This window comes from Bradyrhizobium sp. Gha, assembly GCF_900113735.1.
GTDB lineage: Bacteria > Pseudomonadota > Alphaproteobacteria > Rhizobiales > Xanthobacteraceae > Bradyrhizobium.
Window position 1 is genome coordinate 214,920 of the sequence record NZ_FOQM01000002.1, and the last position, 13,381, is coordinate 228,300.

A 13,381-nucleotide genomic window follows, 5' to 3' on the forward strand; every position below is an offset into this window, starting at 1 on the left:
TGAACGGCTGATCGGAAACTTTGCTTCCGCATTTGGCAGCCGAGGTTTGTTGGAATATGTCGCCCCGCGTCGAACGCATTCACAGCGATGAGCGTCTTCCGGCCGAGGCCGACGTCGTCATCGTCGGCGGCGGCATCCTCGGCGCTACGGCCGCCTATTACCTGGCGAAGCGCGGTCTCTCTGTGGCGCTCCTGGAGAAGGGCCACGTCGCCTGTGAGCAATCGAGCCGAAACTGGGGTTGGTGCCGCCAGCAGAACCGCGACCGGCGCGAACTGCCGCTCTCGGTGCTCTCCATGCGATTGTGGGAGGAGCTCACGCGCGATATCAATCGGGATCTCGGATTTCGACGCTGCGGCCTGGTTTATGCGACCCACGACGAGGCTGTGCTCGCGGGCTGGGAAAAATGGCGCGAGGTCGCCAGGGAATACGACGTCGACACACGCGTGCTGAGCCGGGCGGAGGTCGCCGAGCGCGTCCCCGAAGCGCGCGACAAATGGGTCGGCGGGACCTATTCGGAGCGGGACGGGAAGGCCGAACCTGCGCTCGCCGCGCCTGGCATCGCCGATGGGGCGAGAGTGCTGGGCGCCACGATCCACCAGGGATGCGCCGCGCGGGCGCTCGACCTGGCCAATGGCGGGATTGCGGGCGTGCACACCGAGAAGGGCTATATCAGAACCAGCGCGGTGCTGTGCGCTGCCGGCGCCTGGTCCTCGCGCTTCCTTCGCCCGCTCGGGATCAGTTTCCCCCAGGCGAGCATCCGGCAAACGGCGCTGCGTTCCACTCCCACAATCAACATCGGCGAGGCGGTCTCGACACCCTACTGCACGATCACGCGCCGACTGGACGGCAGCTACACGCTTGCGATCAGCGGCAAGGCGAATCTCGAAATTACGCCTCAGGCCATCCGGTACAGCCGGGAATTCATGCCGCAGTTCTTGCGTCGCCTGAAGAACGTCAGGCTCGGCGTCGGGCGATCATTCGTTTCGGGGCCGGATTCATTGCCCGCGCTGCTGACCAACGACGATCGCATCTTCGAACAGAATCGCGTGCTGGATCCTCCGCCCTTGAAATGGCTGATGAGCCAAGTGGTGGAGAGCGTCCGGAAGACCTTCCCCCAACTCGGCGAGATCAAGATCGACAGCGCCTGGGGCGGCTTCGTCGATTGCACGCCGGACGCAGTCCCCGTGGTCTCGCAGGTGGAAGGGGTGAAGGGCCTCGTCCTCGCGGCGGGCTGCTCGGGGCACGGCTTCGGTCTGGGCCCGGGGCTCGGCTATCTGGCCGCACAGCTTGTCGTCAACGACACGCCCTGCGTCGATCCCACACCGTTCCGGCTGTCGCGTCTGGTCGATGGCTCCAAGCTGGACATCTCCGCCATCTGAAGATCGCGCCGGAGGCGAGGCCTGACGCGCAGCACTGCTGCAACGGCTCGGCGCGATTCTCGATCCAGAACGACATCGTCGCGCGAGGGAAAGCCGCCGCGATCTCGCGAACAGCGTCACATCAAATACGGAATGCCAAATGGGTGAGCGCTGCATCGCGGCGCCGAACATTTTTTTTGCCGCCGCCGATGAGTCTCGGCGGAGCCGCGGGTCTCTACGAGCGATGGCGGTGGCCAAACCGGCCTCCGCGCCGAACTCGAAGTGAAAGGGACTGGCATGCTTCTCAAAACAAGACGGCGGCCATCTACGGCGCCGGCGGGGCCATCGGCGGCGCTGTGGCGCGGACCTTCGCCCTGGCCTCCGACCGGGGCAGCGGCATGACCGGAACCGTGGCTAACCTGACCGGTGGGTCGATTGTCGACTGAGGGCGTTCTGCCATCTGGATCCAAATGACTTGCCGCCTCGGTTGAAACCTCGGAACTCGGATCGGCGCCCTCTGAAACGCCGTGCGCGCCGTGATCCAAAAAAATCGCGATCGACCGATGAATTCTCGCAGGTTCGGCGGTCTTCACAACGTCAACGATCCGTCGGTCGGAGGAGTGCTTCCAAGGACGGGGTTCTTGTGCAGGCACTAAGGAGAGAGAAGCCATGAGCTATGAAAAGATCTTCGAATACGACCTCGAGATCACGAGCGTGATCGAATACGGCGCGAGCATGGAGGCCGTGTTAGCCGGGCGACAGAGTGTGCCGCTGCACGGCGCTCAATTCGACGTCGCGCTCGCGGGATCGATCAAAGGCCGCATGACGGGCACGATACGCGGCATCGACTATATGCGCGTCCGTGCGGACGGCCGGAGGGAGCTCGATCTCCGGGCGACCATCGAGACCGAGGATGGAAGCCGGATTGCGTTTTCCGCCGACGGCGTCGGGACCCCGCGCGACGGTGAGCCGATCGTCGACCTGGCTGTAAAGATCGACCTCACCACGGCCGCCGCGGGCTATGCCTGGATCAACGCACGACCGGCATGGGGCGCGGGCTACGCGAACCTGGCCACTGGGAAGATCCACATCGACGCCTACCTGCACTGAGGCGCGGGCTTGCTCTCCGCGCGCACCCGAAAGCCACGGCCGATCGATGAGTCATTCGTCGCAAGCGGTCTCAACAACACCAGCAATATCTGAGGAAATTGAGCCATGCCGTCGGACAACGGACTGCTGCAAGGCAAACGGGTGGTCGTGCTTGGCGCCAGCCGCGGCGTCGGCCGCGAGATCGTGCGGCGGGCCTCGGACGAAGGTGCGCAGGTTCTGGCGATCGCTCGGCAGGCGCGCGGTCTGTCCGAACTCGCAAAGGAAATGCGCGGCGTCGACACGCTGGCGCTGGACGCCGCCTCGGAAGCCGCGCCGCAGAAGATCTTCGGCAAGACGAGGCCCGACCTGTTGGTAATCTGCGGCGGGGCCACTCCGCCGGTCCGTCCGATACCCGAGCTCACCTGGGCTGAATTCGGCGTGAATTGGGAAGTCGACACCAAGATGGCGTTTCTGTTCTGCCGAGAGGCGCTCAGATTGCCTCTTGCGTCGGGCTCAGTCGTGGTGATCATCTCCAGCGGGGCCGGCCTCGGCGGATCGCCAATCTCGGGCGGCTACGCTGGCGCCAAGCGCATGCAGATGTTCATCGCCAAATACTGTCAGGCCGAATCCGATCGCCGCGAGCTCGGCATACGTTTCGTAGCGCTCGTCCCCTCCCGCGTCATGCCGGAGACAGACCTCGGGCAGGCCGCCGTGAACGGCTACGCCCGCTATCTCGGCATTCCCCCGGAGAAGTTCCTCGAGAACATGGGCGCGCGCCAATCGCCTGAAGATGTTGCCGAGGCGGTCGTCGAAGCCGCGGTCAAGGCGCCGGCTTCGGCAGGCGCGATCTTCACCGTTTCGGCCAATGGCGTCGCCGCCGCAAGCTGAGGGGAAGAGCAAGGCTGCAGAATTCGATGGTATCGTCATGAAAGAGAAGGCGCCGGTCGGCTCTCCAGACGCTCCGCCGCCGAGCCGAGCGGACTTCGCCCGCGTGGCCGAAGCGCATCGCCGCTCGCTCAAGCTGCATTGCTACCGCATGCTGGGCTCCCTTCACGAGGCCGAGGACGCGGTCCAGGAGACCATGCTGCGGGCTTGGCGGGGCTTCGACGACTTCGAGGCGCGCGCCTCGATCAAGAACTGGCTCTACCGGATCGCAACGAACGTGGCCCTCAACATGGCGAGCCGTTCAAAGCACGGACGGACGATGCCTGACCGGCTGGATGGCCCGGCCACCCAGAGGCCGCAGGGACGGCCGGATTCAGAAGCGCTGTGGATCGAGCCCTATCCAGACGCAGAGCTCGAGAATCTGCCGGATCCGGCCGCGGGGCCGGACGCCCGCTACGAGTTGCGCGAGTCCGTGCGTTTCGCGTTCATCACAACGATTCAGCAACTGCCGCCGCGTCAGCGCGCGGTGCTGCTGCTGGCCGATGTCTTGGGTTGGTCGGCGATCGAGGTCGCCGCCGTGCTCGACGCCTCGGTGGCCTCGGTGAACAGCGCCCTGCAACGTGCGCGAGCCAAGCTCGCCAGGCCCGGCTGGGATGTCCGGCCGACTCCGATCGCCGATGAACAACAGCGAAGCCTGCTGGAGCGCTACGTGCAAGCCTGGGAAAGCGCCGACCTGGAGCGGTTCGTCTCGCTCCTGAAGGAAGACGCCGTCTATTCGATGCCTCCCTGGCGAGAGTGGTATCGGGGCCGCGACTCGATCGCGGATTTTTTCCGGGCCGTCTGGCCTGCTTATCGTGGTTTTAGGCTCGTATCTGTCGGTGCAAACCTGCAGCCGGCGTTCGCCCTCTACTCCCTTGGTGCAGAAGGGCGCTGGAACGCCCACTCCATCCAGCTCTTGGCGTTGGACCAAGGCGGGATCGGGACGATGACCATGTTCATGCAGCCGCTCGCCCAGAAGCTCTTCACTGCGTTCCGACTGTCGGCGGTGCTGGAGCCCTGACCCGGCTCATCGAGCAGCCCGCAGCTGCTCAGCGGAATTCGTTGTGAATTTTCAGGTCCACGCCAGAGAGCCAAGGGGGACATGGACCGAGGCTGGATCTCAGGCTTGACGTCGTTTAGGGGATCGTTTCGGAAGGCTTCTCGCAGCCAGTTCCTGACCCGCCCGGATCAAATTCTCCATGGCCTGTGCGAATAGGTCGGCGTCCTGTACCGCCAGCCACTGGTTGAGCATGCCAACGAAGCTCGTGTAGATGAAGTTGGCGAGCTCCATGATCCGGGATTCGTCCTCGGGGCCTACATCCGTGGCCGCACGCAACCAATCTGCATAGAGCAACAGGAATTCGTGGTCCTTCTCTCGCGCCATGTGCTCCGCATGCGGACGGCGAAGCACATAGAGCGTCATTTCCTGCAGTCCGAGTTGCTCGCCTGGAGCTTTCGGTGGCGGAGCAGCAGCTCATCGAGATCGCGAAGGGACTGATGGCAGATGCCGACATATTCATACTCGATGAACCGACCGCGGCATTGAACGGACCGGAGGTCGACACGCTGGGGGAGCTCATCCAGTCGCTCAAGGCGGCTGGCAAACTGATTTTCTATATCAGCCACAGGCTGGAGGAGATATTCCGATTCAGTGAGACCGTTAGCGTCTTGAAGGACGGCAGACTCGTTGGCACGTTTGAGACAAGCGAGCTTACGCAGGACAAGCCGATATCGCTGATCGTCGGGCGCCCGCTTGGGCAACTGTTTCCTCCCCGCAATCCGCAACCCAGTCACCACGGCTGTGCCTTGGAAGTCTCAGAACTTGCACCTTCAGATACCGAACACGCCGTCTCGTTTAGGATCAACCGTGGCGAGATTCTGGGGTTTGCGGGGCTGCAGGGTCAGGGGCAGCGTGAGATCATCAGGGCGGTTGCCGGGGTGGGATCTCACGTCCGCGGGCGCGTCAAAAAACGCACTCCCGACGACGCATTGCAAAGCGTCGATCTGTCGATCGTCGCCGTTGCTCGATCGGGTATCGGGTTCATCCCGGAGGACCGAAAGTCCGAAGGGCTCTACCTGTCGCTTTCCGTCGAGCAGAACGTCGCGCTCGGCATGCTGCGGCAACTGGCGATGTGGCGTCGCGCTCGTGTGAAGGTATCCGCAATCGATGATCTTTTGCTGCGGATGAGAGTTCGCGCCAATGACCAAGGCCAACCCGTTTCGTCTCTGTCTGGCGGTAACCAGCAGAAGGTGATGTTGGGACGATGGCTCGCGTCCGGAGTGGACGTCCTTCTGATCGAGGAGCCGACGCGGGGCGTGGACGTCGGCGCCAAATCCGAAATCTACGCACTCCTGCGCGAGTTCGCCAATTCAGGTGGCGGGGTCCTCATTGTCTCGAGTGAACTGACCGAAATTCTAGGCCTATGCGACCGGATCCTCGTCGTTCGCGACGGCGAAATCACGGCTGAGCTTGATGGTGTCGGGACGAGCGAGGAGGAGATCATGCGCTACGCGTTGGCCGGATCGACTGCCGAAGCAAGGAAAGAGCTGTGATGGCGGTTTCAATTACCAAGTCCAATCGAAGCGGACTCCGGCCTGCCACGATCATGCTTCCGGCTCTGCTTTTCGTGGCGCTCTCCGTGTGGTCGCCAGCCTTCCTGAGCGTTCAGAATTTGAGCAACATCAATGGCCAGATCGCCGCGCTATTGATCGTCTCACTAGGGCAGCTCGTCGTAGCCTTGATGGGAGGGATCGATCTTTCGGTGGGGGCAGTTCTCAGTCTGACGACGACGATCATTGTCTCGGTAAGTCCGGATTTCGCGCTCCCGGCCGCCTTGCTTGCCGGCATCGCGATCGGCATGGTCAACGGAATAGGGGTAACCGTCGCTGGCGTCCATCCGCTCATCATGACGATGGCGTCGATGACTTTCCTGCAGGGACTCGTGCTGCTGATCCATCCCGTGCCCGGCGGAACGGTCCCTGACTATCTTGCCGGCCTTGCATGGACCTCGGCCGCAGGTGTTCCGGCCGCGTTTTTCTGGTGTGTCGGTGCGGTCATGATCGCATCGTTCCTCATATCGATGACGCGCTTCGGACTGCGCCTGTTTGCGATTGGCGCCAATCAGGCGAGTGCGGCTCGCAACGGAATTGCGGTGAGATGGCATAGCCTCAGCTGTTACGTGATCTGCTCTGTGGCCGCGACAATCGCTGGCATTTTCATCAGCGCCCGAGTCTCATCGGGAGATGCCACGGTCGGAGCTCCATTCGCCCTGGATTCGATCACCGCGATAGCGATGGGAGGAGTTCAGTTGACGGGGGGTACCGGCAGCGTTGCAGGTGTGGTCCTCGGCACCATCACGTTAGGTCTGTTGACGAACGGAATGAATCTGGTCGGGATTTCCCCATTCCTGCGCACCGCCGCAACGGGACTCTTGCTGCTTGTCGCAATCAGCATGCAGCGACGAACCGTGATCGGCGTGTGAGCGATATGATCACCAATTCACTTCCCCGCGCGGTTCATCCCCGAAGCATGGCGCGCTTGCTGCTGAGCGTTCCGATTGCTTACGTCGGAACAGCCGCGTTGTTGGCCTTTGCCTATGTGACCAGGCCGGCTCTCGTTTCTCCTGTGCTGCTCTTGCTCATCGTGCGCCAGGCGGCGCCGTTGGCCATCGCCGTCCTTGGCCAATCACTTTGCATGAGGGTTCTTTCACTCGATCTTTCGATCGGCGGCGTCATTCTCGCAGTCAGCTACATCCTTACGAGCGGTATCCTGAGGTTTCCCGAGTACTGCTGATCATCTGCCTGCTCTTCGGAGCAGCCGTCGGTGCCGCAAATGCATTCTTCATCACGCGCATCAAAGCATCATCCATCATCGTGACTCTGGCGACCGCCCTGACTTTAAGTGGTGTCGTCTTTTCCCTCAGCCAGCTACGCGCGCCCGGGGAAGCTCCAGCCGTCCTGCGCTACCTCGGGCAGACGAGAATAGGCATTGTACCGATCTCTCCGCTTTTCTGGCTCGCGATATTCCTTCCGGTCGCGCTATTCCTCCGCATGTCAGTCTTTGGGCGCTATGTGACGCAATCGGCGCCAGCCCACGGGCAGCGTTGATATCGGGCATTCCCTATGCTCGCATCGTGACGATTGCGCACGTTCTGTCGAGCGTTCTCGCGGTTTTGAGCGGATTCTTGCTCGTCGGCCTTGTTGGAGCCGGCAGTCTGGATATCGGTCGTGACCTGCCCTTGAGTTCGCTCGTTGCCGTCATTCTCGGTGGCGTCACCTTTGGCTCGGGCAAGGGAGGTTCGCTCGGGCCGGCTGTTGCCGCTTTCATGCTCACGTTCAGCTTCAATCTGCTTACGAGCCTTGGGATTGGCGAGCCGGGGAAATTGATGTTGCAGGGAGCGATCATTGCCCTTGCCGCCACACGACGAAATCCTGAGCTAGTGAAGATGGAGAGACGCATGCCGCACGTGATGCAGGAAGCCGAGCCGTTCTTTTTCAATGGCAATGATATTGCCGTGCTCGTCTTGCATGGTTTCACGGGGACCACGCAGAGCGTGCGCTATCTTGGGCAGGAGTTGCACCGGCGCTATGGGTTACGGTCCGTGGTCCCCGCCTGGCTGGACACGGCACGACACCAGATGACATGGCAAAGACCGGCTTTCACGATTGGGTCTCTTCGTGCGAAGAGGCGCTCCATGAACTAGCCGCGGGCGGCAGACCTGTTTTCATCGCAGGCTTGTCCATGGGCGGAACACTGGCACTCAATCTGGCTGCACGCTTTCCCACGATCGTCCACGGCATTATTCCCATAAACAGTCCAGTCGGCATTTTTGAACCGCCGCTCGCCGAGCTGGTCCTGAACAGGTCGGCTCCAGCGCGGGTCCCGGGCATAGGTTCGGATATAAAGGATCCGATGGCGTCCGAGCTCGCCTATGCGGAGCTGCCCGTCAGCTGCGCGCGCGAGGTGTTTGTCTTGATCACTGCGACTTCGGCAATTCTTTCCAAGGTGACTTGCCCGGTGCTGGCGATGCACTCCCGCGAAGACCATGTTGTGCCGCCGCGCAATGGACAAAGAATTCTCGAGAGCGTTGGCTCCGATGAGGTCAGGCTGCTGTGGCTGAATAACTCCTATCATGTTGCAACTCTCGACAACGATAAGGATCTTATCGTCGAGCGCGCCGGGCGGTTCATTGAGGACCTCCGCGGATAGCCCAGAATCGAAAGTGTAATCGGAGCCTGTTGAAATTCTGACCGGAGACACTGTGCCCGACCGCCTGAATGCCGCTTGCGGCATCGCGGAGCGCAATCATCGTCGAGGCGTCAATGGCAATGCGGCAGGCCCGTCGAATTTCGGTCGCGCGGCGCGGAAGCCGAGGTCGGTCAGATCCTGCTTTGGGCTGGCGCCTGCGCAGTGTTTTCAACGAGAATTCGTGGAATTGAACCGCTGCGATAAGCAGTTGTCTATATTGATCTTTTCAGCGTGGTGCCCCTGGCCGGAATCGAACCAGCACTCCTTGCGGAACTCGATTTTGAGTCGAGCGCGTCTACCAGTTCCGCCACAGGGGCCCTCGGTCGGCCCCTCCGATGGAGGGCGTCGCGAAGCCGGCGGACTATAGCCATGGGAAAGACGGGGTCAACCCGCGCCAAAGTGATCCCCGATGTTCTCGACAGGGACTTGGGTCGGGGCTAGAGCCTTGAGGCCAGCCCCACCTCAAGAGGCCGCCGTGACGACCCAGAGTGCCGCAATCCCCGCGTTTCGCCCCGCTGTCGGCGGCCCGGCGCTGACCGCCGCGCTGGCCGTGACCGTGATCGCGGCGGCGACGATCGCGGGGGCCTGGTTCTTTCAGCTCGTTCTGGGGATCGTGCCCTGTCCGCTCTGCCTCGAGCAGCGCTACGCCTATTACCTCGCGATCCCGCTCGGGGCGCTCATGGTGCTGGCGGCGCGGGGCGGCGCGCCGCGGCCGCTGCTGCTGGCCGGGCTCGCGATCCTCGCGCTGGCGGCGTTCGCCAATGCCGGGCTCGGCACTTACCATTCCGGGGTCGAATGGGGCTTCTGGAAAGGGCCAACCGATTGCTCCGGTCCGGTCGTCAATCTCGGCAGCGCCGGCGACCTGCTGTCGCGGCTCGACACCGTCAAGGTGGTGCGCTGCGACGAGGTGCAGTGGCGCTTCCTCGGCCTCTCGCTTGCCGGCTACAATGTGCTGATCTCGCTAGCAATGGCCGCGATCGCCGCCTGGGGCTTTGTGCGGACGGCGCAGCGACCATGATCCGGAAAAGTGTGTAGCGCTTTTCCGAACAGATCGTGCTCGAATGACAAACTAGATCGCGCTCGCGCCTTCGTGCTCGAAACCGAGATAGCTTGCCGCCACCCGTTCGTTCGCCGCAATATCGCTCGCCCTGCCGCTGAGCACGAACTCGCCGAGCTCCATCACATAGGCCTGGTCGGCGATCTTCAGCGCTGCCTGGGCATTCTGCTCGACAAGCAGTACGGAGACGCCGCTGGCCTTTAGCTCGGTCACGATGCGGAAAATGTCGGCGACGATGATCGGGGCGAGGCCGAGGCTCGGCTCATCCAGCATCAGCAGCTTCGGTTCGCCCATCAGCGCGCGGCCCATCGCAAGCATCTGCTGCTCGCCGCCGGACAAGGTGCCGGCGAGCTGCTTGCGGCGCTCCTTGAGGCGCGGAAACAGCGTGTAGATCCGCTCGATCGAGGCCCTTGCCCGGCTCCGCTCGATGCGGAAAGCACCCAACTCGAGATTGTCCTCGACATTCATGGTCACGAACAATTCGCGGTGCTCAGGGACCAGGCCGAGGCCCATCGCGACGCGATCCTCGATGTCGAGCCGGGCCAGATCCTGCCCGGCAAAGTTGACGCGACCCTTCAGCGGCAGGATGCCCATGATGGCCGATAGCAGCGTGGTCTTGCCCGCGCCGTTGGCGCCAACGATGGTGACGATCTCTCTCTCGCCGACTTCGAGCGCAACCGAGCGCACGGCTTCGACCTTGCCGTAGGCGACATGCGCGTCGGTGACCGATAACAGCGCACTCATGCCGCCACTCCGAGATAGGCCTTGATCACTTCGGGATTGGTCTTGATCGTGGCGGGCGTTCCTTCCGCTATCTTGGTGCCGAAATCCAGCACCACAATGCGATCGGCGAGGTTCATCACGAAGCCCATGTCGTGCTCGACCAAAAGGACGCTCATGCCGCCGTCGCGCAAATCGCGCAGCAGCTTCGCAAGCTGTTGCTTCTCCATGTGACGCAGGCCGGCGGCCGGCTCATCGAGCAGCAGCAGCATCGGGTCGACGCACAACGCACGCGCGATCTCGACGATGCGCTGCTGGCCGAGCGAAAGGCTGCCCGCAAGCTGATGCATCTGCTCCGCGAGACCGACGCGCTCGATCTGGCGGGCGGCCTCCGCCAGCAGTTTGGCTTCATCGGCGCGGTCGAGCCGCAGCATCGCGGCGAGCGGCCCGGAATGACCGCGCAGATGCGCACCGATCGCGACATTCTCCAGCACGGTCATGTCAGGCACGAGCTTGACGTGCTGGAAGGTCCTGCTGATGCCGAGCTTGACGATCTCCTGCGGTGGCGCGCGGTCCACCCTCTTGCCGAGCACCGAGATCGCGCCCGAGGTCGCCGACAGCACGCCGGTGATCAGGTTGAAGGTCGTGCTCTTGCCGGCACCGTTCGGTCCGATCAGGGCGACGATCTCGCGCGCCTGGACGTCGAAGGAGACATTGTTGACCGCGACCACGCCGCCGAACTGTTTCCGCGCTTTTTCGACTTGGAGCAACACGCCGCCCTCGGCCCGCGAGCGGGTGCGCTGTTCGAGCTTCAGCGAGGTGTCAGGCTTCTTGCCGCCCCTGCGTTCGGGCAGCAGCGACATCAGCCACGGCCACACCCCGCCGGGCGCGAGTTGGAGCAGGGCCACCAGCATGATGCCGAACACGATGGTCTCGACCTGGCCGGAGCCGGGCAGGATCAGCGGCAGATAGCTCTGCAGCACCTCTTTCAGGATGACCACGATCGCTGCGCCCAGCACGCCGCCCCAGACATAGCCGGCACCGCCGACGACCGCGATGAAGAGATATTCAATGCCGGCCTGCGCGCCGAACGGCGTCGGGTTCACCGCGCGCTGGAGGTGGGCATAGAGCCAGCCGGAGAGGCCGGCGAGCACGGCGGCGTGGATGAACACCAGCATTTTTGCGCGCGGCGTCTGCACGCCGAACGCCTCCGCCGCGACATGCCCCCGCCGCAGCGCGCGGATGGCGCGGCCGGTGCGGGAGTCCAGCAGGTTCATGGTGACCAGCGCCGATAGGATCACCGCGACCCAGATCGCAAAGTAGATCGAGCCGGGATCGAGCATCCTGAACGAGCCGATCGACAGCGGCGGGATCGCCGAGATACCGTCGTTGCGTCCCAGGAATCCGAGCTTGCTGAAGAGGTAGAACAGGCCTAGCCCCCAGGCCAGCGTTCCGAGCGGCAGATAATGGCCGGAGAGGCGCACAGTGATCAGACCGAGCAGCACCGCGAGCAGCCCGCTGACCACGAGCGACAGCGGCAGCGTCAGCCAGGGCGACAGCCCGTAAGCGGTCGTGAGCAGCGCCGTGGTGTAGGCGCCGAAGCCGACAAAGGCCGCCTGGCCGAACGAGGTGAGGCCACCGACGCCGGTGAGCAGCACGAGGCCCATCGCGACCAGCGCGGAAAGACCGATATTGTCGAGCAGCACGATCCAGAACGGTGGTATGCCCGGAACGAACGGAATCGCCGCCATAACGAGTGCGAAGACGAGGATGGGAAGCCGGCTCTGCATGTTGATGTCAGTCCTTCTCTTCCTCGACCGCAGGCGCCGCGAGCGAGCGCAGCAGCAGCACGGGGATCAGGAGCATGAACACGATCACCTCCTTGTAGTTGGAGGCATAGAAGGACGAGAACGCCTCGACGATGCCGACGAAGAGCGCCGCGACGGCAGTCAGCGGATAGCTGACGAGACCGCCGATGATCGCGGCCACAAAACCCTTCAGGCCGATCAGGAAGCCGCTGTCATAGTAGAGCGTCGTAATCGGCACGATCATGATGCCGGACAGCGCGCCGATGACGGATGCCAGCAGGAAGGCGATCTGGCCTGAAAGCGTGGTGCGGATGCCGGCGAGCCGCGCCCCTAACCGGTTGACCGCGGTGGCGCGCAGCGCCTTGCCGTAGAGCGTCAGGCCGAAGAACAGCCAGAGACCGACGATGAAGGCGACGGTGATGCCGTAGACCGTGATGCTCTGGCCGGTGAAGCGCAGCGAGCCCGCGGTGAAGGCGCCGGAGAGCACGGCCGGTCCGCGCTGGCCCTCGGCGCCGAAGAACAAGAGGCCCAGCCCTTGCATCGCCAGATGGACGCCGACCGACGCGATCAGCAGCACCAGCACCGAAGTGTGCGCCAGCGGCTGGAACGCGATGCGGTAGAGATAGAGGCCGATCATCGCCACGATCGCCAGCGACAGCGCGATGCAGACCGCGACCGGCGGCTTCTGGGCGGCGAAGTAGATCGTCAGCGTCAACACGATCGCCGGCAGCACGATGTTGGCAAGCACGCTGCGCAGGATCAGCCGGCCATGCAGCGCCTTGCGCGCGACGAACAGCTCGAAGGCGCAGGCACCGATGCCCATGGCCAGCGCCAGCTTGGCCGTGCCCGGCATCTGGCCCGACGCCAGCGAGGCATAGGTCAGCGCGCCATAGGTGACGAACTCGCCCTGGGGGATGAGGATGACGCGGGTGACGGCGAACACCAGCACCAGCGCCAGCCCGAGCAGCGCATAGATCGCGCCATTGGTGATGCCGTCCTGCAGCAGGAACAGCATGATGGTGGTGTTCAAGACCGGACGCTCCCCCTCGAAGATTGGGCCCCTCTCCGCGCTTGCGGTGGATGGTCCCTCACAGCCATTGAAATACGCTGACGATATTTGATATGGTCAATAACAATTATCAAATATAACATCAAGGGTGGGAAACGACCCGTCCCG

At 63.3% G+C, this 13,381-nt stretch carries 13 protein-coding genes, 1 tRNA gene and 1 pseudogene; 10 read left to right on the forward strand and 5 right to left on the reverse strand.

What is annotated here, in order from left to right; genetic code table 11:
• Nucleotides 1–56: 56 nt before the first annotated feature.
• The 4 genes from BM222_RS04175 to BM222_RS04195 all read left to right on the forward strand — a co-directional run bounded on the left by BM222_RS04175 (nt 57) and on the right by BM222_RS04195 (nt 4,392).
• Nucleotides 57–1,379, forward strand: coding sequence for an NAD(P)/FAD-dependent oxidoreductase (locus BM222_RS04175; protein WP_092227008.1), 1,323 nt, complete (start codon nt 57–59; stop codon nt 1,377–1,379).
• Between the two features lie 648 nt (nt 1,380–2,027).
• On the forward strand, nt 2,028–2,468 hold the full coding sequence (locus tag BM222_RS04185) for a DUF3237 family protein (RefSeq protein ID WP_092227010.1): 441 nt from the start codon (nt 2,028–2,030) through the stop codon (nt 2,466–2,468).
• Between the two features lie 105 nt (nt 2,469–2,573).
• Nucleotides 2,574–3,335 carry an SDR family oxidoreductase gene (locus BM222_RS04190; RefSeq protein ID WP_092227011.1) on the forward strand — a complete coding sequence of 254 codons (762 nt, stop codon included), beginning with the start codon at nt 2,574–2,576 and terminating at the stop codon, nt 3,333–3,335.
• Nucleotides 3,336–3,372: 37 nt separating this feature from the next.
• Entirely contained in the window at nt 3,373–4,392 is a 1,020-nt protein-coding gene (locus BM222_RS04195; protein ID WP_092227284.1) for an RNA polymerase subunit sigma-70, read from the forward strand.
• Nucleotides 4,393–4,491: 99 nt separating this feature from the next.
• Here the strand turns inward: BM222_RS04195 and BM222_RS04200 are convergent, their stop codons facing one another.
• On the reverse strand, nt 4,492–4,794 hold the full coding sequence (locus tag BM222_RS04200) for a hypothetical protein (RefSeq protein WP_092227012.1): 303 nt from the start codon (nt 4,792–4,794) through the stop codon (nt 4,492–4,494).
• 35 nt (nt 4,795–4,829) lie between these two features.
• Here BM222_RS04200 and BM222_RS04205 point away from each other — a divergent pair, with 35 nt between their 5' ends.
• The 5 genes and pseudogenes from BM222_RS04205 to BM222_RS04225 all read left to right on the forward strand — a co-directional run.
• Complete coding sequence (locus BM222_RS04205; RefSeq protein ID WP_092227013.1) at nt 4,830–5,924, forward strand: ATP-binding cassette domain-containing protein; 1,095 nt, start codon at nt 4,830–4,832, stop codon at nt 5,922–5,924.
• On the forward strand, nt 5,924–6,853 hold the full coding sequence (locus BM222_RS04210) for an ABC transporter permease (protein ID WP_092227014.1): 930 nt from the start codon (nt 5,924–5,926) through the stop codon (nt 6,851–6,853). The genes BM222_RS04205 and BM222_RS04210 overlap by 1 nt, the downstream gene beginning before the upstream one ends.
• Nucleotides 6,850–7,164, forward strand: coding sequence for a hypothetical protein (locus BM222_RS04215; RefSeq protein ID WP_143105896.1), 315 nt, complete (start codon nt 6,850–6,852; stop codon nt 7,162–7,164). The genes BM222_RS04210 and BM222_RS04215 overlap by 4 nt, the downstream gene beginning before the upstream one ends.
• Before the next feature lie 286 nt (nt 7,165–7,450).
• Nucleotides 7,451–8,074, forward strand: a complete 624-nt coding sequence (locus BM222_RS41895; RefSeq protein WP_283810221.1) for an ABC transporter permease subunit — start codon at nt 7,451–7,453, stop codon at nt 8,072–8,074.
• A pseudogene (locus BM222_RS04225) lies at nt 7,966–8,580 on the forward strand (alpha/beta hydrolase); the annotation flags it as partial. The gene BM222_RS41895 and the pseudogene BM222_RS04225, both read left to right, overlap by 109 nt.
• A gap of 271 nt (nt 8,581–8,851) precedes the next feature.
• Here the strand turns inward: BM222_RS04225 and BM222_RS04230 are convergent.
• Nucleotides 8,852–8,936, reverse strand: a tRNA-Leu gene (locus BM222_RS04230).
• A 158-nt stretch (nt 8,937–9,094) separates the two neighbouring features.
• Here BM222_RS04230 and BM222_RS04235 point away from each other — a divergent pair.
• Nucleotides 9,095–9,637, forward strand: a complete 543-nt coding sequence (locus BM222_RS04235; protein WP_092227016.1) for a disulfide bond formation protein B — start codon at nt 9,095–9,097, stop codon at nt 9,635–9,637.
• Nucleotides 9,638–9,688: 51 nt separating this feature from the next.
• Here BM222_RS04235 and BM222_RS04240 read toward each other — a convergent pair whose 3' ends face one another.
• From BM222_RS04240 to BM222_RS04250, 3 genes are read right to left on the reverse strand one after another with little or no spacing between them, the layout of a single operon-like run.
• Nucleotides 9,689–10,420 carry an ABC transporter ATP-binding protein gene (locus tag BM222_RS04240; protein ID WP_092227017.1) on the reverse strand — a complete coding sequence of 244 codons (732 nt, stop codon included), beginning with the start codon at nt 10,418–10,420 and terminating at the stop codon, nt 9,689–9,691.
• Entirely contained in the window at nt 10,417–12,186 is a 1,770-nt protein-coding gene (locus BM222_RS04245; protein ID WP_092227018.1) for a branched-chain amino acid ABC transporter ATP-binding protein/permease, read from the reverse strand. The genes BM222_RS04240 and BM222_RS04245 overlap by 4 nt, the downstream gene beginning before the upstream one ends.
• Nucleotides 12,187–12,193: 7 nt before the next feature.
• Complete coding sequence (locus BM222_RS04250) at nt 12,194–13,234, reverse strand: branched-chain amino acid ABC transporter permease (protein WP_177243004.1); 1,041 nt, start codon at nt 13,232–13,234, stop codon at nt 12,194–12,196.
• Nucleotides 13,235–13,381: the final 147 nt, after the last annotated feature.

Coding starts and splice junctions, on each gene's coding strand:
- BM222_RS04175 (WP_092227008.1), top strand. CDS start 57: ATGTCGCCCCGCGTCGAACGCATTCACAGCGATGAGCGTCTTCCGGCC.
- BM222_RS04185 (WP_092227010.1), top strand. CDS start 2,028: ATGAGCTATGAAAAGATCTTCGAATACGACCTCGAGATCACGAGCGTG.
- BM222_RS04190 (WP_092227011.1), top strand. CDS start 2,574: ATGCCGTCGGACAACGGACTGCTGCAAGGCAAACGGGTGGTCGTGCTT.
- BM222_RS04195 (WP_092227284.1), top strand. CDS start 3,373: ATGAAAGAGAAGGCGCCGGTCGGCTCTCCAGACGCTCCGCCGCCGAGC.
- BM222_RS04200 (WP_092227012.1), bottom strand. CDS start 4,794: ATGACGCTCTATGTGCTTCGCCGTCCGCATGCGGAGCACATGGCGCGA.
- BM222_RS04210 (WP_092227014.1), top strand. CDS start 5,924: ATGGCGGTTTCAATTACCAAGTCCAATCGAAGCGGACTCCGGCCTGCC.
- BM222_RS04240 (WP_092227017.1), bottom strand. CDS start 10,420: ATGAGTGCGCTGTTATCGGTCACCGACGCGCATGTCGCCTACGGCAAG.
- BM222_RS04245 (WP_092227018.1), bottom strand. CDS start 12,186: ATGCAGAGCCGGCTTCCCATCCTCGTCTTCGCACTCGTTATGGCGGCG.